Source organism: Streptomyces sp. NPDC051963, from assembly GCF_044593495.1.
Lineage (GTDB): Bacteria > Actinomycetota > Actinomycetes > Streptomycetales > Streptomycetaceae > Streptomyces.
On record NZ_JBIUCC010000015.1, the window covers coordinates 67,120 to 90,368 of the forward strand.

At 66.3% G+C, this 23,249-nt stretch carries 17 protein-coding genes, 3 tRNA genes and 1 other RNA gene; 14 read left to right on the forward strand and 7 right to left on the reverse strand.

Features of this window, described 5'->3' with window-relative positions:
• Positions 1 to 26: 26 nt before the first annotated feature.
• From ACIHFB_RS42860 to ACIHFB_RS42875, 4 genes are all read left to right on the forward strand, one after another.
• The gene (locus tag ACIHFB_RS42860) at positions 27 to 770 is read left to right on the forward strand and encodes an ABC transporter permease (protein WP_400129730.1); all 744 of its coding nucleotides are present in this window, start codon (positions 27 to 29) and stop codon (positions 768 to 770) included.
• A gap of 17 nt (positions 771 to 787) precedes the next feature.
• Positions 788 to 2,050 (forward strand): sensor histidine kinase, encoded by a 1,263-nt coding sequence (locus tag ACIHFB_RS42865; RefSeq protein ID WP_400129731.1) that lies wholly within the window; start codon positions 788 to 790, stop codon positions 2,048 to 2,050.
• On the forward strand, positions 2,047 to 2,655 hold the full coding sequence (locus ACIHFB_RS42870; RefSeq protein WP_365287275.1) for a response regulator transcription factor: 609 nt from the start codon (positions 2,047 to 2,049) through the stop codon (positions 2,653 to 2,655). The genes ACIHFB_RS42865 and ACIHFB_RS42870 overlap by 4 nt, the downstream gene beginning before the upstream one ends.
• 23 nt (positions 2,656 to 2,678) lie before the next feature.
• Positions 2,679 to 2,751 (forward strand) — tRNA-Gly (locus ACIHFB_RS42875).
• A gap of 43 nt (positions 2,752 to 2,794) precedes the next feature.
• Here ACIHFB_RS42875 and ACIHFB_RS42880 read toward each other — a convergent pair.
• The 6 genes from ACIHFB_RS42880 to ffs form a co-directional block, all read right to left on the reverse strand.
• Positions 2,795 to 3,694: a phosphoribosylaminoimidazolesuccinocarboxamide synthase gene (locus ACIHFB_RS42880; RefSeq protein WP_365287273.1), complete on the reverse strand. Its 900-nt coding sequence runs from the start codon at positions 3,692 to 3,694 to the stop codon at positions 2,795 to 2,797.
• 71 nt (positions 3,695 to 3,765) lie between these two features.
• The gene (locus tag ACIHFB_RS42885) at positions 3,766 to 5,268 is read right to left on the reverse strand and encodes a N,N-dimethylformamidase beta subunit family domain-containing protein (protein ID WP_365287271.1); all 1,503 of its coding nucleotides are present in this window, start codon (positions 5,266 to 5,268) and stop codon (positions 3,766 to 3,768) included.
• A 269-nt stretch (positions 5,269 to 5,537) separates the two neighbouring features.
• Complete coding sequence (locus ACIHFB_RS42890) at positions 5,538 to 7,397, reverse strand: hypothetical protein (protein WP_365287414.1); 1,860 nt, start codon at positions 7,395 to 7,397, stop codon at positions 5,538 to 5,540.
• A gap of 585 nt (positions 7,398 to 7,982) precedes the next feature.
• Positions 7,983 to 9,233, reverse strand: a complete 1,251-nt coding sequence (gene purD / locus ACIHFB_RS42895; protein ID WP_365287269.1) for a phosphoribosylamine--glycine ligase — start codon at positions 9,231 to 9,233, stop codon at positions 7,983 to 7,985.
• Between the two features lie 187 nt (positions 9,234 to 9,420).
• A complete protein-coding gene (locus ACIHFB_RS42900; protein ID WP_400129705.1) occupies positions 9,421 to 11,919 on the reverse strand; it encodes a DNA polymerase III subunit gamma and tau in 2,499 nt (832 codons plus the stop codon).
• Between the two features lie 97 nt (positions 11,920 to 12,016).
• Positions 12,017 to 12,115, reverse strand: an RNA gene (gene ffs / locus ACIHFB_RS42905) — signal recognition particle sRNA small type.
• A 72-nt stretch (positions 12,116 to 12,187) separates the two neighbouring features.
• Here ffs and ACIHFB_RS42910 point away from each other — a divergent pair.
• From ACIHFB_RS42910 to ACIHFB_RS42925, 4 genes are all read left to right on the forward strand, one after another.
• Positions 12,188 to 12,275, forward strand: a tRNA-Ser gene (locus ACIHFB_RS42910).
• Between the two features lie 167 nt (positions 12,276 to 12,442).
• Positions 12,443 to 13,522, forward strand: a complete 1,080-nt coding sequence (locus ACIHFB_RS42915; protein ID WP_365271178.1) for a site-specific integrase — start codon at positions 12,443 to 12,445, stop codon at positions 13,520 to 13,522.
• Between the two features lie 1,040 nt (positions 13,523 to 14,562).
• Positions 14,563 to 14,973 (forward strand): hypothetical protein, encoded by a 411-nt coding sequence (locus ACIHFB_RS42920; protein WP_365271181.1) that lies wholly within the window; start codon positions 14,563 to 14,565, stop codon positions 14,971 to 14,973.
• Between the two features lie 506 nt (positions 14,974 to 15,479).
• Positions 15,480 to 16,484: a helix-turn-helix domain-containing protein gene (locus ACIHFB_RS42925; protein WP_365271184.1), complete on the forward strand. Its 1,005-nt coding sequence runs from the start codon at positions 15,480 to 15,482 to the stop codon at positions 16,482 to 16,484.
• Between the two features lie 744 nt (positions 16,485 to 17,228).
• On the opposite strand, the gene ACIHFB_RS42930 is transcribed toward ACIHFB_RS42925, so the two are convergent.
• Complete coding sequence (locus ACIHFB_RS42930; protein WP_365271187.1) at positions 17,229 to 17,843, reverse strand: hypothetical protein; 615 nt, start codon at positions 17,841 to 17,843, stop codon at positions 17,229 to 17,231.
• 271 nt (positions 17,844 to 18,114) lie between these two features.
• On the opposite strand from ACIHFB_RS42930, the gene ACIHFB_RS42935 reads away from it, so the two are divergent.
• The 6 genes from ACIHFB_RS42935 to ACIHFB_RS42960 all read left to right on the forward strand — a co-directional run bounded on the left by ACIHFB_RS42935 (position 18,115) and on the right by ACIHFB_RS42960 (position 23,178).
• Positions 18,115 to 18,306 (forward strand): hypothetical protein, encoded by a 192-nt coding sequence (locus tag ACIHFB_RS42935; protein ID WP_365271190.1) that lies wholly within the window; start codon positions 18,115 to 18,117, stop codon positions 18,304 to 18,306.
• Positions 18,293 to 18,814 carry a DUF6879 family protein gene (locus ACIHFB_RS42940; RefSeq protein WP_400129706.1) on the forward strand — a complete coding sequence of 174 codons (522 nt, stop codon included), beginning with the start codon at positions 18,293 to 18,295 and terminating at the stop codon, positions 18,812 to 18,814. The genes ACIHFB_RS42935 and ACIHFB_RS42940 overlap by 14 nt, the downstream gene beginning before the upstream one ends.
• Positions 18,811 to 19,641 (forward strand): helix-turn-helix transcriptional regulator, encoded by an 831-nt coding sequence (locus tag ACIHFB_RS42945; protein WP_365271192.1) that lies wholly within the window; start codon positions 18,811 to 18,813, stop codon positions 19,639 to 19,641. Before ACIHFB_RS42940 ends, ACIHFB_RS42945 begins: the two co-directional genes overlap by 4 nt.
• A 61-nt stretch (positions 19,642 to 19,702) precedes the next feature.
• A complete protein-coding gene (locus ACIHFB_RS42950) occupies positions 19,703 to 20,137 on the forward strand; it encodes an ATP-binding protein (RefSeq protein ID WP_365271195.1) in 435 nt (144 codons plus the stop codon).
• Between the two features lie 170 nt (positions 20,138 to 20,307).
• Positions 20,308 to 20,412 (forward strand) — tRNA-Ser (locus ACIHFB_RS42955).
• Positions 20,413 to 21,756: 1,344 nt separating this feature from the next.
• Complete coding sequence (locus tag ACIHFB_RS42960) at positions 21,757 to 23,178, forward strand: DUF234 domain-containing protein (RefSeq protein WP_365271198.1); 1,422 nt, start codon at positions 21,757 to 21,759, stop codon at positions 23,176 to 23,178.
• The last annotated feature ends 71 nt before the right edge of the window (positions 23,179 to 23,249 follow it).

Consider the following 23,249-nt stretch of genomic DNA (forward strand, 5'->3'; position numbering starts at 1 on the left):
GTACGGTGACCACTCCCGCGGGGCGCATGGCCGCCCTCGCCCGCGCCGAACTGACGCTGTTCGGGCGCAGCAGGGCCACACTCTTCTCGGCCGTGTTCGTGCCGCTGGTGGTGCCGATCAGTGTGCGGTCGGCGTTTCCGGAGTCGGAGCTCGAGGACGTCGGGCTCACCGTCGGGCTGGTGATGCTGAACGCGGCGATCGGCTTCTCGCTGCTGTTCGCCGTGTACTCGGCGCTGGTCGGCGTCTTCACCGCCCGGCGCGAGGAACTCGTCCTCAAGCGGCTGCGCACGGGGGAGCTGCGGGACGCGGAGATCCTGGCGGGGGCCGCGACGCCGGCCGCGCTGACGGGTCTTGTGCAGTGCCTGCTGCTGGCGGTCGGCTGCACGCTCCTGCTCGACATCCCGGCGCCCAAGGCCGTGTATCTCGCCGTCCTGGGAGTGCTCTTGGGTCTGGTGATGTGCGCGGCACTCGCAGCCGTCACCGCCAGCTACTCACGGACCGCGGAGAGCGCGCAGGTCACCACGTTGCCGCTGCTGTTCATCTCGATGCTCGGCTCCGGCATCGCCGTCCCGCTGGAAGTGCTGCCCGACCGGCTGGCCTCCGTTCTGGAGCTGCTGCCGCTGACGCCGGTGATGAAGCTGGTGCAGGGCGGCTGGAACGGGGAACTCTCGGCGAGCGAGGCGCTCGCCTCCACGACGATCGCGCTGGCCTGGACCGTACTCGCGGTGTTTGCTGTACGGCGGTGGTTCCGGTGGGAGCCACGCCACTGACGGACGGGAGCGAGGGAATGCGCGGGCCGGAGAGCTGGTGGCGACGGAAGAGCACGCCGGCGAAGGTGGAGACGTATACGCAGTGGTCGTTCCACTCCTTCGCGGTGATCGAGGTCGCGACGGTCGGGGTGGCCGTGTTCGCCCGGGTGGAGGGCCGGCTCGCGGCGTGGGTGTTCGTGACGGTGTGCGTGCACGCCCTGATCGGCACGTTCACCGTCACCCGGTCGCTCGACTGGACGCGCGGGCGCCGCCCGCAGCCTCTGCGGCTGATGTGGGCGCTGGGCACGGTCACGGCGCTGATCGGGATCGGAGCGCTGTTCTTCGTCCATCGCGGCCACTCCGACTCCGACTCGGAATCCGCGGCAGCCGGCCTCTTCGCCACGGTGGTGATCTACGGCGTCGGCATCATCACGCTCGGCATCCGCGACCGGCGGCGTGTGCTGATGCTGGTGGCGGGTTTCACCGTGGGCACCGGTGTCGCGGCGCTCCTGCTCGGTGCCGACGGGACCGGTGCCCTGGCCGAGGCCTTCGCGGTCCTGGTCGGGTCCGGCTTCCTGTCCTTCGCGTCCGTCTTCTCCGTCTGGCTCCTCAACGCCGTCTACGCGCTCGACGACGCCCGCGAGACCCGCGCCCGGCTCGCCGTCGCCGAGGAGCGGCTGCGGTTCGGGCGGGATCTGCATGACGTGATGGGGCGGAATCTCGCGGTGATCGCGCTGAAGAGCGAGCTGGCCGTGCAGCTGTCGCGGCGCGGCCGGCCGGAGGCCGTGGAGCAGATGATCGAGGTGCAGCGGATCGCGCATGAGTCGCAGCGTGAGGTGCGGGATGTCGTACGGGGGTATCGGGAGGCCGATCTGTCGGTCGAACTCGCCGGTGCACAAGGGGTGTTGACCGCGGCCGGCATCGACTGCGAGGTGTCCGGCTCGACCGAGGGGCTGCCGGTCGACGTGCAGTCGGCGCTCGGCTGGGTGGTGCGTGAGGCGACGACGAATGTGCTGCGGCACGGGGACGCCGCACGGTGTGAGGTTTCGGTACGGGTGAGGGAGGGGCGGGTGGTACTGACCGTGGAGAACGACGGGGCTCGTGCGACGTCCGGCTCGGGTGGGTCGGGGCTGGCGGGGCTGCGGGAGCGGCTGACGGCGGTGGACGGGACGCTGGAGGCGGGAGTAGTCGGGGAGGGTGTGTTCCGGCTGGTGGCCGAGGTGCCGCTGAGGTCGGCCACGGCCTCGGATGCCTCGGCCGCGGCTTCGGAGGCGTCGGCCGTGCGTGGAGTCACCTCATGACCGTGCGGCTGTTGCTCGCCGACGACGAGCACCTCATCCGGGGTGCGCTGGCCGCGCTGCTCTCGCTGGAGGACGATCTCCTGATCGTCGCCGAGGCGGCCACCGGGCCGGAGGCGCTGGCGATGGCACGGGCGCACGCACCCGACGTCGCTGTACTCGATCTTCAGATGCCCGGCGCGGACGGTGTGAAGGTCGCCACATCGCTCCGGGCCGAACTGCCCGGCTGTCAGGTCCTGATCGTGACGAGTCATGGGCGGCCCGGGCATCTCAAGCGGGCCCTTGCTGCCGGTGTGCGCGGATTCGTCCCGAAGACGGTGAGCGCACGGCGGCTCGCGGAGGTCATCCGCACGGTGCACGCCGGAAACCGCTACGTCGACCCGGAGTTGGCCGCCGACGCGATCTCCGCGGGGGATTCGCCGCTGACCGCGCGTGAGGCCGAGGTGCTCGAACTCGCCGCCGACGGGGCGCCCGTATCGGAGATCGCGGAGCGGGCCGCGCTGTCGCAGGGGACCGTACGCAACTATCTGTCGTCGGCCGTCTCCAAGCTCGGGGCGGAGAACCGGCACGCGGCCGTGCGGCTCGCGCGTGAGCGGGGTTGGGTATAGTTGCTCTCGCGCCACGGCGCAGTGCGGACGTAGCTCAGTTGGTAGAGCGCAACCTTGCCAAGGTTGAGGTCGCGAGTTCGAACCTCGTCGTCCGCTCTGTATCGAGACCCCGGTCGGAACCGACCGGGGTCTCCTGCGTTCAGGCCCAGCTCGTGCCGGTCAGCCGCTCGTACGCCTCCACGTACTTGGCGCGGGTCGCCGCCACGACCTCCTGCGGCAGCGCGGGCGGGGGCTGCTCGCTCTTCCTGTCCCAGCCGGACTCCGGCCCGGTCAGCCAGTCACGGACGAACTGCTTGTCGTACGACGGCTGCGCGCGGCCCGGCTGCCACTGGTCGGCGGGCCAGAAGCGGGAGGAGTCCGGGGTGAGGACCTCGTCGGCGAGGACCAGCGTCTCCCCCTCGTAGCCGAACTCGAACTTCGTGTCGGCGAGGATGATCCCGCGGTCACGGGCGATGTCGCGGCCCCGGCCGTAGACGGCGAGGGTGGCCTGGCGCAGTTGGGCGGCGGTGTCGGCGCCGACCTGCCGGGCGACCTCCTCGTACGAGACGTTCTCGTCGTGCTCACCGACGGCCGCCTTGGTGGCCGGGGTGAAGATCGGGGCGGGGAGCTCGGAGCCGTCGCTCAGCCCCTCGGGGAGGGCGAGTCCGCAGACCGTACGCGACTCGTTGTACTCGGCGAGGCCCGAGCCGGTGAGGTAGCCGCGGGCCACGCTCTCGACGGGGACCATCCGGAGCGACTTGCAGATGAGGGTGCGGCCCTCCCACTCGGCGGGGGCGCCGGCGGGCAGGTCGGTGCTCAGGACGTGGTTGGGGATCAGGTCGGCGACCTGGTCGAACCACCACAGGGAGAGCTGGGTGAGGACCCGGCCCTTGTCGGGGATCTCCGTCGGCAGCACCCAGTCGTACGCGGAGATGCGGTCGCTGGCGACCATCACGAGGTCGCCCGCCTCGTTCTGGTACAGGTCGCGCACCTTGCCGGTGTGCAGGTGCACCAGACCCGGAACCTGGAGGGGCTCGGGCTTTTCAACGAATCCGGACACGGTTCCTCCCCGTGGTGATGTCCAAGTGAGCTGATTCTCCCGTATGTGGGGGTGGGCTCGGACATCGGGGTTCAGTCGCGTTTGCAGATGCGGTCCAGGAGGTTTGCTGTGGCCCGCTGGATACGGGGGTCCACGTGGCCTGGGCGGTCCAGGGACGGGGACCAGGCGAACGTTCCGGACGCGAAGACCAGGGAGCCGGACGGGGCTCGGTAGAGGGATGTCTCCTGGTGACGTACGGCGCCCTCGCTGTCGGTGTACGGCGAGTGGGCGAGCAGGATGCGGTTCTCGTGCTCGGGGAGCGGGGTGCGCGGGAAATAGCGGTCGGCCTCGCCCGCGACCAGGCCGTCGATCTCGTCGCCCTCGTGCGCGCCCGTCGCCTCCCACAGCCAGTGGTCGGCGTTGCGGACGATCAGGGGGTGCGGCTCGGGGACGCGGCCCGCGTACTGGATGCCGACCAGTTGCTGCTCGGGCCGGTCGATCTCGCGCCAGAGCACCGGCCTGCCCGGACCCCTCCGTTTTCGGCAGGTGAGCAGCCGGTCCGGGACGCCGGACGGGGACGGGCCCAACTCCACCTGCCAGTACATGGTGTTGGCGGAGAGGAAGACCAGGGAGGTGCCGTGCTCACGGGCGAGTTCCGTGGTGCGGCGCATCGCCTGCGACCAGTACTCGTCGTGGCCGGGGAAGACCAGGCCTCGGTAGCGGGCGGGATCGATCCGGCCGGCGTGCAGATCGCGGGTGTCGGCGTAGGCGAGGTCGTAGCCGTAGCGCTCGGCCCAGCGGATGAAGTCGTAGGCGTGGCCGACGTGCAGGGGGAGGCCCGCGCCCGCGTACGGGCGGTCGAAGGAGACCGTGGTCGCGGCGTCCGCCTCGCCCAGGAGACGGCCCTGCTCGTCCCAGGCGTGGTAGAGGCTGGCACCCGTGTGGCCGTCCTCGGGGTAGAGGTTGTAGGCCTGCCAGGTGATGTCGGGCAGGAGGAGCAGCAGGTCCGCGGGGTGGTTGTCGCGGACGGTGAACGGCACGTGGGAGCGGTAGCCGTCGGCGGTGGTGAGGACGGCGACATAGGCGCCGATGCTCCAGTACGACGGGATCTGCAACCGCCAGGACAGCCACCAGTGGTGACAGGAGACGGTCCGGTCGGCGGTGAGCGGGGGCGGCTGGACGATGCCGGACAGCCGGGGGCTGGTGGTGATCTTCGCTGCGCCGTCACCGCCGTAGTGGCCGATGCGGTAGACGTCGACGCTGAATTCCTGGGGCGGGTCGACGGTGATGTGGAAGTCGACGGCCTCGCCGGGGGCGACCGCGCCGGTGGAGACGAAGCCCTTGATCTGACGCTTGACGTCATCCGCGGAACGGGGGCCGCCGGTGCCGCTGCGCGGGGCGGGGACTCTCGGGGCGTCGGCGGTGGCGGACGTCGACTGCTGGACCGGGTCCACATACCAGGGGACGACCTGGCCGGTGTCGTCGAAGTAGGTCTCGCTGCCACGCAGCCACGGGACGGGGCCCTGGCCGAAGGGGTCCGTCACCGCATGCGCCAGTGCGCCTGACTCCCAGCGGCGGATCTGCTGCGACCCCATGCTTGCTCCCCTCCCTGGTGCCCCCGTGTTCGTTCGTTGTGTTCGTGCGCTGTGTTCGTGCGTCGCGTTCGTACTTCGTGTGCGTGGTCGTGTGCGTGTCTTATGTCGCCAGCCCTTGCCATGTGCGCGATCGGTCCCAGCACATCACATAACGCACGCACCCTGTCACTATTCGTTGCGAATTGGCCGAAAGTGGAATGAGGGCTTCCGGTGGGACTCGGGTCCCGCGTTCGGCCTGGGCCTCCGGTGGAAGGTCCGGTGGGGGTCCGTCAGACGAGGCGGACCGGCTTCTCCGGGCGTATCCCCGACTCCACCAGCCAGGCCTGCAGTGGGGCCGGGTCGCCGTCCTCGATCAGGCTGAGGACTCTGGGGGTCAGGTCGGCGGCCCGCTCTCCGTTGACGATCAGGGACGGGCCGTCGAGCCAGTCGAGGCCCGGGGTCGCCCCCGCGGTGTCCATCGCAGCGCAGCACACCATCGCCGTGACGTGGTCGGCGAGCAGCTCACGGGCGGTGCGGGGCGGCTGCAGCGGGAAGAGCGGGAGCGTGCCGTCGTCCCAGAGCGCGGTGTCGGGGCCCTGGCCGGCGGCGGACCCGCCCTTGCGCTCGGCGGGAGCCGCGGCTTCCTCCCGGGCCAGCTCGGCGGTGAGGCCCGCGGCGAGCGCCGAGCTGCGTTCGGTGCCGGTGTCGCTGTCGCTGTCGGTCGGGTCTTCCTGCCGTGCGGGGGCTACGGAGGCGGTGTCGCTGTTGGCCGGGTCCTGTTTCTGGGCGGAGGGGTCGGTGCCGTTGGCCGGGTTCTCGCCGTGGGCCGGGTCCTGGCGCCGTGCGAAGGCGTCGGTGTCGGTGTCGGTGTTCGGTGGGTCCGACAGGTGGTCGAGGACGCGGGCGAGGGTCGGGCCGGCTGCTGCGTGGGCGGAGTGGTCGGGGGAGCGGCGGACGCCGAGGGCGTCCAGGACGCGGTGGAGGCGGGCCGCGTCGATGCGCCATTTGCGGTCGACGACTTCCTCCGGGTACTCCTGCCAGTCCACCGGGGCCCAGTCCGGGCCGGGCTCGGCGGGGCCGCCGTGGAAGAGACGGGCGGCCAGCAGCGAGGACGCCTCGTCCACCGCGCCGGGCTCTTCGAGCAGGTCACAGGCGGGGCGCTCGCCCAGCCGTGAGGCGAAGCCCTCGGCCAGCCGGTCGCGGCGGGACAGCTCGGTGAGGGCGGCCACGACACCCGCGTCCAGCCGGGACGGCCAGCGACCCATCCGCCAGGCGGGCAACGCGACCCGGGTCAGCAGCCGGTCCCAGCCCGCGTACGCCAGGCCGACCTGTTCCTGCGCGACGATCCGGAGTCCGTAATCCACAGCCTGTGCACGCTCGGCGGCCGCGGCGGCCACACCCCGCTCCATCTCGGCCGCGTGTCCCCGGCAACTGCGCAGCAGTAGTCGGGCGACCCAGCCGACGCCCGCGAGCACCGTGCGGGACACCGGGCCCCGGTGGGGCGCCGAGGTGACGGCCACCGCGGCGTCCAGCCCTCGTACGAAACGGCGGGCCGCAGCTATGTCGGGGTGCGCCGATGGTCCCGTACCGGCGACGACCGGGGCGAGGACCGCGCGCAGTTCGCCGACGCGCATCCACCACAGGAACGGGGAGCCGATCACCAGGACCGGAGCGGCGGCGCTGCGGCGGTGGGCGTGCCTGCCCAGGCCCGCCAGCTCGTCGCCGTCCGCCGGTGGAGGCGGGCCGTGGGACGGGTGCGTACGGTCCTCGAGCCAGCTGTCGCAGTCGGGGGTGAGCGCTATGGCGGAGGGGGCCGGGACGTCGAGGCGGTCGGCGAGGTCGCGCACCATCCGGTACAGATCCGGCGCCGACTCCTCCGCGATCGGGACGGTGGGGCTCACGGCGGGGCGGGAACGGGCGACGACCAGCGCGATGCCGCCGGCGGCGAGCAGCACGAGCACGGCGATCGGGATCACGACCCAGCGGACGGTGTGCCAGCCCGCACCCACGAGATGGCCCGTGGAGCCGCCGGCCAGCAGCACCACCGCGAATGCCGCGGGCAGCAGCGCGACGGCCAGCGCCCGGCTGCGGATGTGCAGCACGGCGAGAGCCCGGGAGCGCGCGGACAGTGCGCCCGCCTCCCCACCCATACCGGTCACGACCGGACGTCACCCCCTCCCTGCTGTCCCGTACGGCGGCATGTGCGGCGTCCACCGTGACGGTGTCCGTCACCGTGGTCGCCACCGACCACCCTGGCGTTGCTCACTCCCCCACTGTGGCACCCACCACTGACATCGCAATGCCGGTGGGCCAAGTGCCGGAACGCTTGCGCCGCACCCTAGTTGGGGCCCCGGCCCTCGTCAGCCGTATGGGGACCCGGTCACTCGATGGAATGGCTTTGGGGAGAGGTGGATGACGGACGGCAAGGATCAGGCCCCGAATCCATAGACGGGTTCGGGGCCTGAGAGGTTGGCCGATGGCGGGGTTTGGGTGTTTTTGGCTGATGCCGGGGGGCCGGGCTGTGCGGTCGGGTCGCGGGGGCGGGACGGGGCGGGGCGGAGTGCGGGTCGGGGCGCGGGGCGGGTCCCGGGCCGGGCGCGGGTCGCCGGGCCCGGGTCGTCAGGGGCGGACCGGGCACAGGTCGTCAGGGGCGGACCGGGCACGGGTCGTCAGGCGTGGACCTGGTCCCGAGCCGGGCGCGGGTCGGCACGGGCCAGGGCGCGGGCCGGGTCGCGCTACGCGCCCGCCACCTTCGCCGCGATGTCCGTGCGGTGCTGGGAGCCGTCGAGGTGGATGCGGGAGACGGCCTCGTAGGCGCGGTCGCGGGCCTCGGTGAGGTCCTCGCCGGTTGCCGTGACGGACAGGACGCGGCCACCCGCGCTGACGATCGCGTCGCCGGCGCGCTTCGTCCCGGCGTGCAGGACGTAGGCGTGCGGGGCGTCCTGGGCGGCCACATCGGCGAGGCCGGTGATCGGGTCGCCGGTGCGCGGGGTGGCGGGGTAGTTGTGCGAGGCGATGACCACGGTGACCGCCGCGTCGTCGCTCCACCGCAGGGGCGGGAGGTCCTCAAGGGTGCCGTTCGCCGCCGCGAGCAGGACGCCGGCCAGCGGAGTCTTGAGGCGGGCGAGGACGACCTGCGTCTCGGGGTCGCCGAAACGGGCGTTGAACTCGATGACCCGTACGCCCCGGCCGGTGATCGCGAGACCGGCGTAGAGCAGACCGGAGAACGGAGTCCCGCGCCGCCGCATCTCGTCGACCGTGGGCTGAAGGACGGTCTCCATGACCTCCTCGACCAGCTTCGGGTCGGCCCAGGGCAGCGGGGAGTACGCGCCCATGCCGCCGGTGTTCGGGCCCTCGTCGCCGTCCAGGGCGCGCTTGAAGTCCTGGGCGGGCTGAAGCGGGAGGACCGTCGTGCCGTCGGTGATCGCGAAGAGGGAGACCTCGGGGCCGTCCAGGTACTCCTCGATGACGACGCGCTCACAGGCGTTGGCGTGGGCCGCGGCCGCCTCGATGTCGCCGGTGACGACGACGCCCTTGCCGGCCGCGAGCCCGTCGTCCTTGACGACGTACGGCGTGCCGAAGGCGTCGAGGGCCTCGTCGACCTCCGCGGGCGTGGTGCAGACGTACGACCGGGCCGTCGGAACACCGGCCCCCGCCATGACCTCCTTGGCGAAGGCCTTGGAACCCTCCAGCTGCGCCGCCTCCTTGGAGGGGCCGAAGACCGGGATCCCCGCCTCGCGCACGGCATCGGCGACCCCGGCGACAAGCGGCGCCTCCGGGCCTACGACGACCAGGTCGGCGCCGAGCTCGGTGGCCAGCGCGGATACGGCCGTGCCGTCCAGGGCGTCGACCTGGTGCAGCTCGGCGACCTCGGCGATGCCGGCGTTGCCGGGGGCGCAGTGCAGCGCCGTCACGTCGGGGTCGAGGGACAGGGAACGGCACAGGGCGTGTTCGCGGGCGCCGTTTCCGATGACGAGGACCTTCACAGGGCTCAGCCTATCCGGCGGTGAGCCGCGTGAATTGTGCGGGTTGCCGAGGGGACGGGGGGTGTCGCCTCGGAGCTTCCTCCGAGGCGTGGCCGTGAGCACTCCGTTTGAGGCGTGGCCCGGTCCACTCCGTCTGAGGCGTGGTCATGTCCACTCCGTCTGAGGCGTGGCCAGGTCCACTCGTCGCCTATTCGTTGGTGAACTCCTCCACCACCGTTGCGCCCAGCTCCTTCACGATGAGCTCGTGGCCGGAGAGCGCGGACTCGTCCAGGTCGGGGTCGTCGTCCTCGGGGGTGTCGTCCTCGGGGGATACCGGGGGCGGCTCCGGGGTGGCGGACGAGGGCCGGCGGGTCGGGGCGGAGGGAGCCGGGGGCGGTGTGGGTGTGGCGGGCGTGGCGGGCGCGGACTGGGGGGACGCCGGGCGCGGGGGCGTCGTACCGCCACCGCCGTAGCCGCTTCCGCCACCGCCGTAGCCGCTTCCACCGGCGCTGCCACCACCGCCGTAGCCACTGCCGCTGTTGAAGCCGGAAGGGCCGCCGGAATCGCCGGACGGTGGGGGTGCCGAGCCGCCGGACGGGTCGACGATGGCCTCGATCTTCCACTGCACGTTGAACTGCTCGGCCAGCGCCTGGCGCAGCACGTCCTCGCTGCCGCTGCTCGCGAAGTTGTCCCGCGCACCGGCGTTGACGAAGCCGAGTTGGAGGGTGGTGCCGTCGAAGCCGGCCACCTGGGCGTTCTGACTGAGCAGGATCCAGGTGAAACGGCGGCGGTTCTTGACGGCTTCGAGGATGTTCGGCCAGACCGTGCGGGGGTCGAGGCTGCCGGGCGGGGCGGATGCGGGGGCCGGTGGGGGTGGGGTGTACGGCTGTGCGGGGGTGGACGCGGGTGCGTCTGCGGGTGTGGGCGTGGATGCGGGTGGGGTGCTGGGGGTGGTGGGGGGCTGGCCGCCGCCCGCCGGGGCGGCAGTGGGCCAGCCGCCGGGGCGTCGGCCGCCGCCGGCGGGGGTGGCGGTGGGCCAGGCGCCGGGAGGGGTGGCCGCGGGGGGCGGGGGGGGCGGGGGGGCGGGGGCAGCTTGCTGGGGTTGCTGGGCCTGCTGCGGTTGCTGGGCGTGCTGCGATTGCTGGGGCTGCTGCGGCTGACCGGCACCGCTGGAAGGGGCGCCGGAAGCGGCGCCGGTCGGGCCGGTGGTCGCCGGCGGAACCGGCCCTGCCCCCGACTCCGACCCCGACGCCGGCCCCGACGCCGTACCGCCGTCAGGGCCGGTGACACCCATCGCACCCGGCCCAGGACCGCCGGAGCCCTGACCGGTTCCGACACCTGCACCGACACCTGGACTGGCTCCGGCTCCGGCACTGGCTCCGGCAGGAGCCCCCGAACCCCCCGCCCCCCGCACGGCGGCCCGAGCCGCAGCGGCCCCGCCCCCCGGAGGGACCGCAGCGCCCATGGCGCCGCTGCCGCCGGCATCGGCGTGGGCCTCGGGCCCAGGCACGTATCCCATGGCGGGCGCCGCGCCCCCCGCCGAGAAGTTCACGCCCCGCTCGATCCGGTCGAGGCGGGCCATCACGGACCGCTCGTCGCCGTAGGCGGCGGGCAGCATCACGCGTGCACAGATCAGTTCGAGCTGGAGTCGGGGGGAGGTGGCGCCCCGCATCTCGGTCAGGCCTTCGTTGACGAGGTCGGCGGCGCGGCTGAGTTCCGCGGCACCGAAGGTGCCGGCCTGGGCCTGCATACGCTCGAGCACATCGGCGGGGGCGTCGATGAGCCCCTTGTCCACCGCATCCGGAACGGCGGCGAGGATCACCAGATCCCGCAGCCGCTCCAGCAGATCGGCGACGAAGCGACGCGGGTCGTTGCCCCCCTCGATGATGTGGTCCACGACCTCGAAGGCGACGGCCCCGTCACCCGTGGCGAAGGCCTCGACGACGGAGTCGAGCAGCGAGCCCTCCGTGTAACCGAGCAGCGAGGTGGCCATGGCGTACGTCACACCGTCGGCACCGGCGCCGGCGAGCAGCTGGTCCATGACGGACATGGAGTCACGCACCGACCCGGCGCCGGCCCGCACTACGAGCGGCAGCACACCGTCCTCCACGGGGATGTTCTCCCGCCCGCACACCTCGCCGAGGTAGTCCCTCAGCGTCCCCGGCGGAACGAGCCGGAACGGGTAGTGGTGGGTCCGCGACCGGATGGTCCCGATGACCTTCTCGGGCTCGGTGGTGGCGAAGATGAACTTGAGATGCTCCGGCGGCTCCTCGACGACCTTGAGCAGCGCGTTGAAACCGGCCGACGTGACCATGTGGGCCTCGTCGATGATGTAGATCTTGTAGCGGCTTCCGGCGGGCCCGAAGAAGGCCTTTTCCCGCAGCTCACGGGCGTCGTCGACACCACCGTGCGAAGCGGCGTCGATCTCGATGACGTCGATCGATCCCGGGCCGTTCCTCGCCAGGTCCCGACAGGACTGGCACTCGCCGCACGGGGTGGGGGTGGGCCCCTGCTCGCAGTTCAGACACCGGGCGAGAATCCGCGCGCTGGTCGTCTTGCCGCACCCGCGCGGACCGCTGAACAGGTACGCGTGATTGACCCGGTTGTTCCGCAGCGCCTGCTGCAACGGGTCGGTTACATGCTCCTGCCCGATGACCTCGGCGAACGACTCCGGGCGATAGCGGCGGTACAGCGCAAGAGACGACACGCCTACGAGGTTATAGGCGCCCACTGACAACACGCCCCGCCCACCGACCCCGGCCCCCAGAACCTACGAGGCCCTACGACGCCCACCGGCCCCCGGGAACACAAGCGCCCCCCACGCACCCGCCAGAGCCAACCTACCCTTGCTGCCTTCCGGCCCTGGGGGAGTTCAGTCAGATAGCGCCGCGTGAGGGGCTGCGCCCACAGTACCCGATGCCGGCCAGGGGGAACGAGTTCGCTAGCACTCCTCAACGTCTTGTATTGTTTGCGGCGGAGGATTCGCCTAGAGGCCTAGGGCGCACGCTTGGAAAGCGTGTTGGGGGCAACCCCTCACGAGTTCGAATCTCGTATCCTCCGCCAGTGCCTCACCGGGCACTAACAAGGTGGCCCTGATCTGCGGAAACGTGGATCGGGGCTTCTTTGCTTGGTGCTGGCTCGTGCTGCGGCTCACCTGTCCGCAGGTCGCTACGCAAGACGCCTCGGTAACTGGCACTTGTCTAGCGGCTCAGCACGAGGAGCCAGCAGACATGGCACGTAGCCCTCTCCGCAGCCAGCAGCGCACCACCAGCACGACGACCGAGACAGCCGCACCCGCAGTCAGGGCGGTACGGGCTGTGAAGGGCTCTGAGGATGCCCGGCTTGCTCTGATCGATGAGCTTGAGCTGCACCTCAGCACGACCACCAACAAGCACGGACGGCCGTTCCAGCGCCGGACGATCAACGCGTACAAGTACGCAGCCACTCAGCTTCACCACTGGCTCACTGCCCAGACGGCCGGAGACTTCACTGAGGTCGACACAGCGACGCTCAACCGCTTCTTCCGCTGGTACTACCAGGAGCACGACGTACCCAAGTCTCAGGATGGCAAGGGCGGTTACACGGGAGGGACGAACACCGTGCAGCGCAACTTGCGTGCACTGTTCGTGTACTTGGCTGAGGAGTACGACCACAGCAACCCGTACGACGACCCCAAGCTTCAGCGGTACGCGACTCCCCCTCTCGGGAAGCCCAAGACTCTGTCGACTGACTTCGTGGCCGACATGCTCAAGGCCACTGGGAACGGCTCAGCGAAGGTGCGCGACTTCCAGACCGTGAGGGATCACGCCATCATCCGTGTCCTGACAGAGGGGTTGAGGTCTGACGAGTTGCTGAACCTTCGGGTACAGGACTTGGACCTTGCTCGGGGAACCCTGGTAGTCGTCCCGATCAAGATGGACAGGAACTCTCTGGACGGCCGAGTCATCCCGCTTCAGCCCAAGACCGTCAAGGCTCTCTCTCGGTGGCTCAGGGTCCGGGCAACCCACAAGCGAGCGAACACGGATGACTGGCTCTGGCTCGGCACACGGAACCGCTCACGACTCCTGTACGCAGGACTTCACAGCCTGGTGAAGAAGTGGGCGGAGGTAGCCGGTTACGACCCTTCCTCCGTGTCCCCTCACTCGTTCTGCCACACGTGGGCCGACGACCTCAAAGCGGCTGGAGTCTCGGGAGAGCACATCATGGCTATCCGTGGTTGGAAGTCTCCCGCCATGCTCCGCAGGTACGGCGCAGACATGGCCTCCACAAGGGCTGTAAACGCCGTACAGGGCTTGGGAGACAGGTACTGACCCCAGACAGTAGAGAGCCCCCGCCGAGTCATTCGGCGGGGGTTTCCGCTACCCACGGGAGAGCCTCTCCCTGGGACAATTAGAGGTGAGGGGAAGGAGCCAGAACACACGAGCCAGAGGAGACAGACATGGAAACAGGACCCGGGCAGCCGCACGACATGGACGCCATTGACGCCATGGGGCAGGACACAGCAGCGCGCAGCGAGGAAGGGGCGGAGAACATCGGAGACGCCATCCGTAAGGCTTTCCCCGCCCCAGAGAGCCGCACAGCAAGCTTCGGGCAGGGAGTAGCGGCCGGACGTGAGGCATCCGCTATTACGTAGCGGGTGAGATGCGTCACATACCCAACTAACAGTAGTAACTCGACCCCTCGAATTGCCCGATTCGGGGGGTCTACTCATTACCACATGTCCGACTGACTAGGAGACAATGGAGTCAGAGGGGAGGTTCACGCATTGGACCGAACCAAAGGATGAGTAATGAGCAGTATGAGAAAGACCAGGATCGAAGATCTACCGGTCTGGGATACAGACCTTACCTTGGCGGCGAAGTGCCTATGGCTGTGCCACTACAGCGAGGCAGATATTTCCGCCGAGACGGTACGCGGAATTTCCGCAATGATTCCGCAGCCGGATGCGTACGAATTTGAGCTTACGCAGGCCGGATGGATTACATCTGAGGGAAGAACGCTGCGTTCCGTCGTCCCCGTATTGGCGTAAGGAGTACCGGCGTGCCCGGAGAGAAAGATAGTCACATAGGCGAGAAAGGAAGACATGCCGGAAACAATCGAGACGCTGGTGAGTCTTGTACAAGACGAAGAGTTGAGCCTCAACGCAACGGTTCTACTGCTCTGGCTGAAGAGCCAGACAGAGAAAGGGCGTACAAGATTCACTCAGCCAGAACTCACAAGGATCATCAACGTGAAAAGAATCGAGACCCTACAGACTGCCGTCTTCGAACTCGAAGACACAGGACGTCTGAGTGTCGACAGAACCGTAAAACCGCACGACTACCAAACCATCTAGCAGAGGAAAGAAACTATGAACAACCCCAACGCATTCACTTTCGGAGCGCAGGAAAAGAGCTTTTGGCAGCGCGCTCTTGACCCTCAGTACCAAGCTGAGAAGAGAGCCAAGCAGGAAGCCATGGATGCGGAACAACAGCGCATGGTTCAGGTGCACCAACAGCGTCAGCGCAGAGAGGCCGTTCTGACACAGAGCGGTCCGGCCATCATTGAGATCGTCAAGGCATACGACGCATACGAGAGACCAACCCCAGCAAAGACCAGTGAGGTAGAGAGACAGTTTGCCGAGCACTTCCCCAATGCTGCGCCTGGTGAGTTCCGCAACGTACTGGAAGAGCTAAAGGGAATGGGCGTACTTCATGAGGTGACGTCATCCATCGGATTCATGGGAGCACGAGACACAAACCTCCACTACATGGGTGGATAGGGGAACGGATGAAAGACCCGAGTGAACTGAGTTTTCCGGCGCAAGCCGTCTATTCTGAGCTGGAACGAACCGGCGAGATCATGCCAAGAGAAGAGTTCTGCAAAGAATTCGATGATGACTATGACGAGATTCTCCGAGAACTAAGCAATGCAGGAAGAATGCCGGAACCGTCTTCGAGTTCTTGGAGAAACCCAAAGGGAGTTCTCTTCAAATCCGAGAACAGAAACACTCTCTACAGCCTTGAAGTCCATTAATGGCAAGAACTACACGCGACAACGACAAAGCCCCATTATCTCAATCGAGATAATGGGGCTTCGGAGGAGGAATGCGCGAAAGAACTATGCAGTGCACCGGATCGTAAACCAGAACCAGCAATCGAACTCAAACCCAAGCGAGAAGATTGCCGCAGTCAAAACCTTCGGACGTTGACCGTCCAGATACATTCACTATCTACAACAAGGGAGCCAACGGGCTCGATTGTTCAGAACTACCTTAAGGATACAGCAATGACAGACACAGTTAGAAAGGAACTCATCGAGTTCACCGACACCCGTCCGGGCTACGAAAACAGACCAGGACAATTCATCACGGTTCCCAAGCAGGTAATGAGAGATCCTAATCTCTCTGATGCCGAGAGAACCATCCTGCTATACCTCCACGACAGAGCAGGAAACCCCAACATCGAGCTATACAAGGAGAAAGACAAGCAGTGGTGCCGTATCGCTTTCCCTGAGTACCCGACCATTGCCGAGGACACCAACCGAGGTGTTCGCCAGACAAAGGAAATCGTAAAAAGCCTGCGCATCAAGGGATACCTAAAGATCTCCAAGCGCAAGACTTCCAAGGGAGAAAACAATCTCTACCAAATCCAGTTCCCAGCTTCCTACCAGGCGCTGAACAACGTCAACACCTTCACCCTCCTAGTAGCCACTGGCAAGAACCTTGTCAAGGATGAGATCACCGCAGAGGCAGGTGCGGATACTCGCACTCGGCCAAGTGCGGATACTCGCACATCCTCAAGTGCGGATACTCGCACTCTAAATAGCTCCATTGAAAGTAGCTCCATTGAAACAGGTACAAGTACGCTGCTGACGCAGCGAAGCGAAATGGATACAGATAGTAGTTCACCAGGAGAAGATCCGGCTTCTCCTCTGGCGAGTACTAATACCGCCTTCGGCGTAATGGGTATCCCTGGTGAAGTAGATAAGGAACTAGAAGAGATTAGCAAGAGTCTCCCCCTGGTTGACGTAGTCGACGCTCCCGCGTCTCCTACTCGTGGTTCTTTCATCGCAAAGAAGAGAATTGATCGAGTACCCGCCCCTTCCCAGACACTCACCTCTTCACAGCGTTCTGCCAAGCGGGCAGCGGCTCACAGAGCCGAGCAGACGGCCAAGCAGGAGCTTGTACAGGCCCGTAGGGAGCAGTTCCGTGCCGACTTGGCCGAGTTCCCCCAGGAAGCCAGCAAAGAGCCGCAGACGGCCACACAGAGCGTTCGCTCGGTGCAGCAGTAGCGCCGATTGGGTGGCTCTATACACTCCCCCTCCAATCCGGTATGATCACTCCGTTCACGGGGAGGGGGGTAAGGGGGGTGGGGTATTCGGTTAAGTGCAATAAGCCGAATACCCATTACTCAACTAATTAGCACCCCGCATAACCAATAGCCATATATCCCCAATCAAAATAGCCGGTAAATCGCAATTCAGAATAGTCGTGGATTCAATGGCATTTGAGGCTACTGAATCATGAATTCCATAGCTATTCAGCCCTGACACCTGCTTTTCTGGGTACTTCCGTAGGTATCTCGACTAGAAGGAGTTACTACTGTTGACCCCCTAAATGAAAGAGGCCGATACCTCCGAGTTTGGAGATACCGGCACTTCTCTTGACGAGTTACTGCTTTGGATAGTGCATCGTCATGACACGTCCAGTCTTGACGACCATCTTTCCTGCCTTGTACAGCGATAGAATCAAGCACTTGGTTCCTGACTGGTTCGTCCCTGGCTCGATGGACAGAATCTCTACTGTCTTCCCATTCCAGAGCCTCAGATGGTCACCTGCCTTCAACTTCCTCGCTGGCTTACGTGGTGGTGTGTTGATGTTGTTTACCTCCCTTCCTTTGAGGTACTTCCATCATCTCACTCACCACTGACAAACAGACATGAGTCATTCCGCTTACGGACACAGATAAGCGCCCGGCCCCGACAGGGGAGACGAGCGCTTATCTGGAACCTGTGGAAGACGAAATCGACAGATGATTAGGAAGTCTCGGGTCCCTCCTCAGAGTGATGCAAACCAGGGAGGCCCTGAAGCCCTACTGGGAACATCTTTTGCAACTCCTCTTCGTGCGAAGCCAGGTACTCGCGTGACAACCACTTGCCGCGCACCTTGTCTCCGTTGGTGAGGATCACTTGCAGGGTCATGCCGTCCCAGACAGGCGGCAGAGCATTCCTGTCCTCCGTTACTTCCCACTCAAGACCTCCGAAGGCGGGGAGATCCATGTCCGGCGCTTTATATCCTCTGGACATTGCGATGGGCGGAATTTCTAGATCCTGAGCAATCGCGCCATACCGCTTCGAGAGAAGGTCGCCGAGCAGCGTCGGGGCGCGCTTCAGGCGATACCTGGTCACCAGTTGTAGCTTGCGGACCTTAGCGGCCGTGGGGCTGAGGTTCTTTACGTGCACATCAAAGCCGACTCGGCCCACCCCGCGCGAGGCTTCTCGTACTGGGGCGGCCCCGAGCAACCCCCATTCATAGGTAAGGCGTACGCGTGGTCTCACTCTGCGGTAAGTCAAAGCAGACACGAGCATGTTGGTCCCCGTGAAAAGGGCACTGACGGATGCAACGATGATCGCGATCACTGGAAGCGACATGGGTCAAGGATGCCCAGCAGCAACCTCGTTGGACCGCAACTTGAGAAACATCAGCGGTTGGGCTCTGAGCGCCCATCAGAACCGCTGCGCGCCTCTCTGTGGGGCGTTGGGGATGCCGTCTGCCGAGGGCGCTTCCACACTCCCAAGCAGCGCTCAGAGTCCCTGTCGAGCCGGTTTCCTGTTGCGGCAACGCAACCCCCTTGTGCCCGGGGGTTGGTGCTAGCCAGCATCGGGCAGGGACACGACGCAGCAGACCAGGGAGGGAACCCTCATGAAGTTGACCAAGCTTGCGACTACCTGTGACCTCAAGGACTGCCCCACCATCTACGCCACGGACAGGGGCACGCTGCTCTTCCAGGGGGAGACTCCTGCCGACCACGGGCTAGAGATTCCTGCTCACGAAACCGTGGTTGAACTGCCCGTGGAACTGATCAGGAAGGCCATTGCTGATGGGCTCATCTAAGAGCCTCGCTGAACTCTTCGACACCTTCGAGCGGGAAGCGTTCCGGCTGGAGACCCTGGACGACTACAGCAACTCGGGGAACACGGACGCCTATCGGGCGTTCCTTGCTGGTGAGTCTCAGCCGGACGGCTACAACGATGGCTGGGTGGAGGAAATCCGCTCCCACACAAGCAAAGGCAAGCGCGTCTACCGGGTACACATCCTCTCCCGCCCTCTCACTCCGTATCTTCGGTTTGAGCTTGGGTGGGGTTACCGGAAGAACGCGATGGGTGGTGAGGAGTTCTTCATTCTCGACACCACCGACAAGCCCAACCAGATTGAGAGAGTGGGAGACTTCTGGCTCTTCGATTCCGTGAACGCTGCTGTCATGAACTACGACGACAACGGCACGTTCACAGGGTCTGAGATACTTCCGGACAGTCGGGCACAGGAGTTCATCGGCTACCGGGACAGAGCGCTCTCTCAGGCTGTTCCGTTCGCCGAATGGTGGGCAAAGTACGAGGAGTGAACAGAGGAGAGCTAGGCGCGGCGCTGCGGGCACTACGGCAGGCATCCGGCAAGGAAGCCAAGACCGTGGCCCGCAGCTCTCTCATGTCCACCAGCAAGCTCAGCAAGATCGAGACAGGCAAGGTTGCCCCTTCTCTTGCCGACGTAGAGAGCATCCTCACGGCTATCGGTGTCTCCGATGAGGTCAAGGCCGAGTACCTGGAAGTTGTCCGGGCAGCTACAACGGAAACCACAGCATGGCGTCTCGTCCGTCGTATGGGAGTCCATAAGGCTCAGCAGCAGACCAAGGCTCTTGAGTCTCAGATGACTCTGCTGCGCCTGTTCCAACCGGCCTTGATACCGGGACTCCTGCAAACCCCCGAGTACATCCGGGCGATTCTGTCGCGGCATGACCTCAGTGAGGACGTTCTCACCCGCACCACTACAGCCCGTCTCGAACGGCAACAGGTGCTCTACGACTCGACCAAAGAGCTTCACTTCGTCATCACTGAGAACGTCCTGCGTTGGCGCATCGTGTCCGGCACGAGGATGGCTGAGCAGATAGGCAGGCTCATTTCCCTGTCTCGTCTGCCCAACATTGACGTACGTGTGATTCCCTTTGCTGCGGAACAGAGAGACATTGCCAATCATGCGTTCGTGATCCGGGATGACAGGACAGTTACGGTCGAGACAGTTCACGCTGAGCTAGTGGTCACGGATCCAAGGGACGTTACCCAATACGTTCGGAAGTTCGAGGGGTTCGCCTCTGTGGCGCTCTCTGGCGATGACATGCGCTCGATGCTGCGAAGCGTGCAAGACGACTTCTTGCGCGAACAGGAAACTCGGTAGGTTGCGCTGCGCGGTGTCCCTAGCCTTCTGGGCAAGTGACAGAGGCCCCAGGGAGCGCACCGTGAAGACAACAGCGCCGGAGGATACAGAGACACCAGACGTGAAGGAATGGCGTTGGGCACGTTCCAAGGCTTGTGCGCCACTATCCCGGAAGATCCTCAGAAAGTGGCTGGCCGGTAGAGACGCCTCACAGTACGAAGAGGACGCTTCCCTACTCTTCATGGAGTTGTTCTCCAATGCTCTCCGCTTCTGTCCTCCCGGCAGGCAGATTCCCACTCGATGGATGCTCTATCAGGACAGGCTCAGGGTCGAGGTGGACGACGCGACAGCCGAAGAGCCGGTTATCAGGGCACAGGGGGATGATGCCGAGAGTGGTAGGGGTCTCATCCTGGTGACGCTCCTTGCCGACGAGTGGGGAGTTCGTCCCAGGGTCTTCAATGACGGGAACGGCAACTACATCGCCGGAAAGACCGTGTGGTTCGAGCTTCGCAAGTAAGGGCTACTACGCTACGCGGCTACTGCCTGAACCCCTGATAGCCCTAGGCACTCGAAAGACCGGGGTGCCCCGTTCGGATTTCCGAACAGTGAAGGTTGGGGGGTCTGGATTCAGCTCAACGAGCATTGCTAAACAAGTCGCCTAGGGCGTTCCGGGAAGCTTGACTTCCCGGAAGAGTCCAGGTCAAGCTGTGGGTACCGCAGCGCCTGGACGATACGCTTGGAAAGCGTGTTGGGGGCAACCCCTCACGAGTTCGAATCTCGTATCCTCCGCCAGTGCCTCACCGGGCACGATGTCGAAGGGCCCCGCTGCTTGCAGCGGGGCCCTTCGTCGTTGTCCGTCTCAGTTCGCCTCGGTCAGCTCCAAGATCGACTCCAAGCCATCCCGAGGATCTTGGCCACGGCCACATCTACGGCAGTCGTCTGCCGCGCGACCTCCTCCGCGCTCAGCCGTATCTACACGACCGCCTGTTGCCAACAACGCCCGGAGCACAGGCCACCGGGGCGCAGATGCGCGGATCTGGAGTGGGACAGGACACCTGTCCGGGAATCGCAGACCTAGCCGGTCGAGGGTGTAATAAATGCAGGTCAAGCAGGGGTTGTGCCGCTAACCCCCGTGTCCCTCATTCTCGCCGTGCCGTCGGAAAGCCCCGCGGGCCACAGAAGGGGTGGAGCACAGCGTGCGGTCCGTACGCTGGGACAAGAAGGACGCTTGACGCCCCTGGACACGCTCGTACTCGCCATGGTCGTCGTCCTTCTGACGCTGCTCGTGGCCCTGCTACTCGGCGGGCTGGTGCACCAGCCCCGACGCTGACCGGCCCCGGTCCAGGCCGCGATGACCGGCATGACGGCGATGATGTCTGTTTTCGTGGCTGTCACCCGCGCCAGCCAGAAGGACTCACCTTTCGGCCTTGTCCAGGGTTCCACCGACCCACCTGGGCAGACGAAGGCGTCGAGCGCCAGGAGGGACGAAGCCGAGCACGGCCCGGGGCCTGGGCATGGTTGGCGCGATCGTCCACAGGGCCGTGATCCATGCCAGCCATGGCGGTTACACCGTCACAGCGGAACTCTTCACCCACGCCCGCCCGGGAGGCCACCCGTGCTGATCGAGAAGCCGCAGCGGGGCTATAGGTGCAAATGCTGGACCGAGGACCTCCCGGGGCGTCATCCCTGCTCGCCCTGCGGCAGCCCGCCCATACGGTGTCCTGATCAGCGGTAGTCCACCCACAGCGGCGCGCGCCTCGCAGCGCGCCGCGAGCTACGGCCCATGGCCGAGGCACTAAGGAAACGGTGCGCATCGTAGGCGCCTGTCGCACAGGGTGGTCGCTGCCGTATCCGCTCCCGCGAAGAGACATCGGGCGGCGCCGCGGCCCCGAAGCACCGCCGCCCCGGCCGGGGAGCAGAGCGGCTGCTCAAGGCCCCGCCGACCTCCCCCATCGGAACCCGACCCGGTTCGGCAGCGGATGGCTCCACGACGGACATCGATCGTCGCCGGTAACGAGAACCATCTGTCACCCCCTCCCGTATCCACGGCGTCACGAGCCTCCTGCCCGAATGAAAGGGCTATGGTATCGATGGCGATAGTATCTCCGTGGATACTATCGCCATCGGGAGGCTTACGTGCGTCGTTTCATCGGGCGGGACCGCGAACTGAGCGTGCTCGACAACGCCTTGCAGGCTGTGCAGGAGGCCGCCGGGTCAGTGAAACCGGGGCAGTGCATCCTCATGCGGGGAAGGCGGCGGGTCGGCAAGTCCAGCCTCGTCGAGGAGTTCCTCCGGCGTACCGAGACGCCATACCTCTTCTTCACCGCGGCGGGTGGCACGGCGGAGGACGAACTGTCGGAGCTGCTCGACGCCGTCGCCAGATCCACCCTGCCGGAGCGGGGACTGTTCGCAGAGGAGACCCCAGGGCAGTGGAACGCGGCGTTCAGGCTGCTCGCGGAGATCCTTCCCGACGACAGCCCGAGCGTGGTCGTCATCGATGAGGTTCCGTATCTCATGGACCGCATCGATGCCTTCGAGGGAATGCTGCAGCGGGCATGGGACCGTCTGCTCAGCCGCAAGCCGGTCCTTCTCCTCCTGGTCGGCTCCGATCTGTCGATGATGGAGGCGCTGAACAGCTACGACCGTCCCTTTCACCAGCGCGGTCGGGAGATGGTCATGGGGCCCCTGAACCCGGCAGACATCGGCGAGATGCTCGGCCTGTCTGCGGCGGCCGCGTTCGACGCCGCCCTGATCACGGGTGGTCTCCCACTGATCTGTGCCGAGTGGCGGGCCGGAGCCGATGTGTGGGAGTTCCTCCGCGACTCGCTGGACAACCCGATCTCGGCGCTGCTGGTCTCCGCCGAGCGCTCACTGGCCGCGGAGTTTCCACCACAGGCGATGAGCAGGGAAGTCCTGCGGGCGATCGGGTCTGGGGAGCGAACCTTCACCAACATCGCTCGCGCAGCCGGCGGCATCGCCCACACCACTCTCACCCGCGCCACTGACGTCCTGACCGAGAAAAGGGTCGTGGCCGCTGAGCTGCCGCTCTCGATGAGGCCATCGAAGGAACGCCGCTACCGGGTGGCCGACTCCTACCTACGCTTCTGGCTCGCGTTTCTGGATCCACACATGGCGGAGATCGAGCGGATGCGGGGAGATCTCACGCTGAGTCGGATCAAGGAGCAGTGGACGAGCTGGCGGGGCCGAGCGATCGAGCCCCTGGTCCGGGAGTCCCTCGCCCGCCTATTGCCGGACGGGCTTCTGCCCGTCGCGCCGGCGATCGGCGGGTACTGGACTCGCAGCAACGACATCGAAATCGACTTGGTCGGCGCCGACCGGCAACCGGTGGCCAAGCAGTTGCTCTTCCTCGGCTCGGTCAAGTGGCTGGAGAACGCCGCGTTCGACAGCCACGACCTGGCCGCACTGCAGAAGCACCGGGCAGCGATCACCGACGAGCCGGTGCCGCTCGTCGCGGTCTCCCGCAGCGGGGTCGGTTGTTCCGGCCTGCAGGCGGTGTACGGGCCCGAAGAACTGCTCGGCGCCTGGCTCAGGGCGTGAGCGGGAACTGAACTCCGGTTTCCCGAACCCCCGGCCGAACAATTGGAAAGCGTGTTGGGGGCAACGTCTCA

What these genes read in the sequence shown, in the direction of transcription:
- ACIHFB_RS42860 (WP_400129730.1), top strand. Translation starts at nt 27, where the DNA reads ATGGCCGCCCTCGCCCGCGCCGAACTGACGCTGTTCGGGCGCAGCAGG.
- ACIHFB_RS42865 (WP_400129731.1), top strand. Translation starts at nt 788, where the DNA reads ATGCGCGGGCCGGAGAGCTGGTGGCGACGGAAGAGCACGCCGGCGAAG.
- ACIHFB_RS42870 (WP_365287275.1), top strand. Translation starts at nt 2,047, where the DNA reads ATGACCGTGCGGCTGTTGCTCGCCGACGACGAGCACCTCATCCGGGGT.
- ACIHFB_RS42885 (WP_365287271.1), bottom strand. Translation starts at nt 5,268, where the DNA reads ATGGGGTCGCAGCAGATCCGCCGCTGGGAGTCAGGCGCACTGGCGCAT.
- ACIHFB_RS42890 (WP_365287414.1), bottom strand. Translation starts at nt 7,397, where the DNA reads ATGGGTGGGGAGGCGGGCGCACTGTCCGCGCGCTCCCGGGCTCTCGCC.
- ACIHFB_RS42915 (WP_365271178.1), top strand. Translation starts at nt 12,443, where the DNA reads ATGGCACGTAGCCCTCTCCGCAGCCAGCAGCGCACCACCAGCACGACG.
- ACIHFB_RS42920 (WP_365271181.1), top strand. Translation starts at nt 14,563, where the DNA reads ATGAACAACCCCAACGCATTCACTTTCGGAGCGCAGGAAAAGAGCTTT.
- ACIHFB_RS42925 (WP_365271184.1), top strand. Translation starts at nt 15,480, where the DNA reads ATGACAGACACAGTTAGAAAGGAACTCATCGAGTTCACCGACACCCGT.
- ACIHFB_RS42930 (WP_365271187.1), bottom strand. Translation starts at nt 17,843, where the DNA reads ATGTCGCTTCCAGTGATCGCGATCATCGTTGCATCCGTCAGTGCCCTT.
- ACIHFB_RS42935 (WP_365271190.1), top strand. Translation starts at nt 18,115, where the DNA reads ATGAAGTTGACCAAGCTTGCGACTACCTGTGACCTCAAGGACTGCCCC.
- ACIHFB_RS42940 (WP_400129706.1), top strand. Translation starts at nt 18,293, where the DNA reads ATGGGCTCATCTAAGAGCCTCGCTGAACTCTTCGACACCTTCGAGCGG.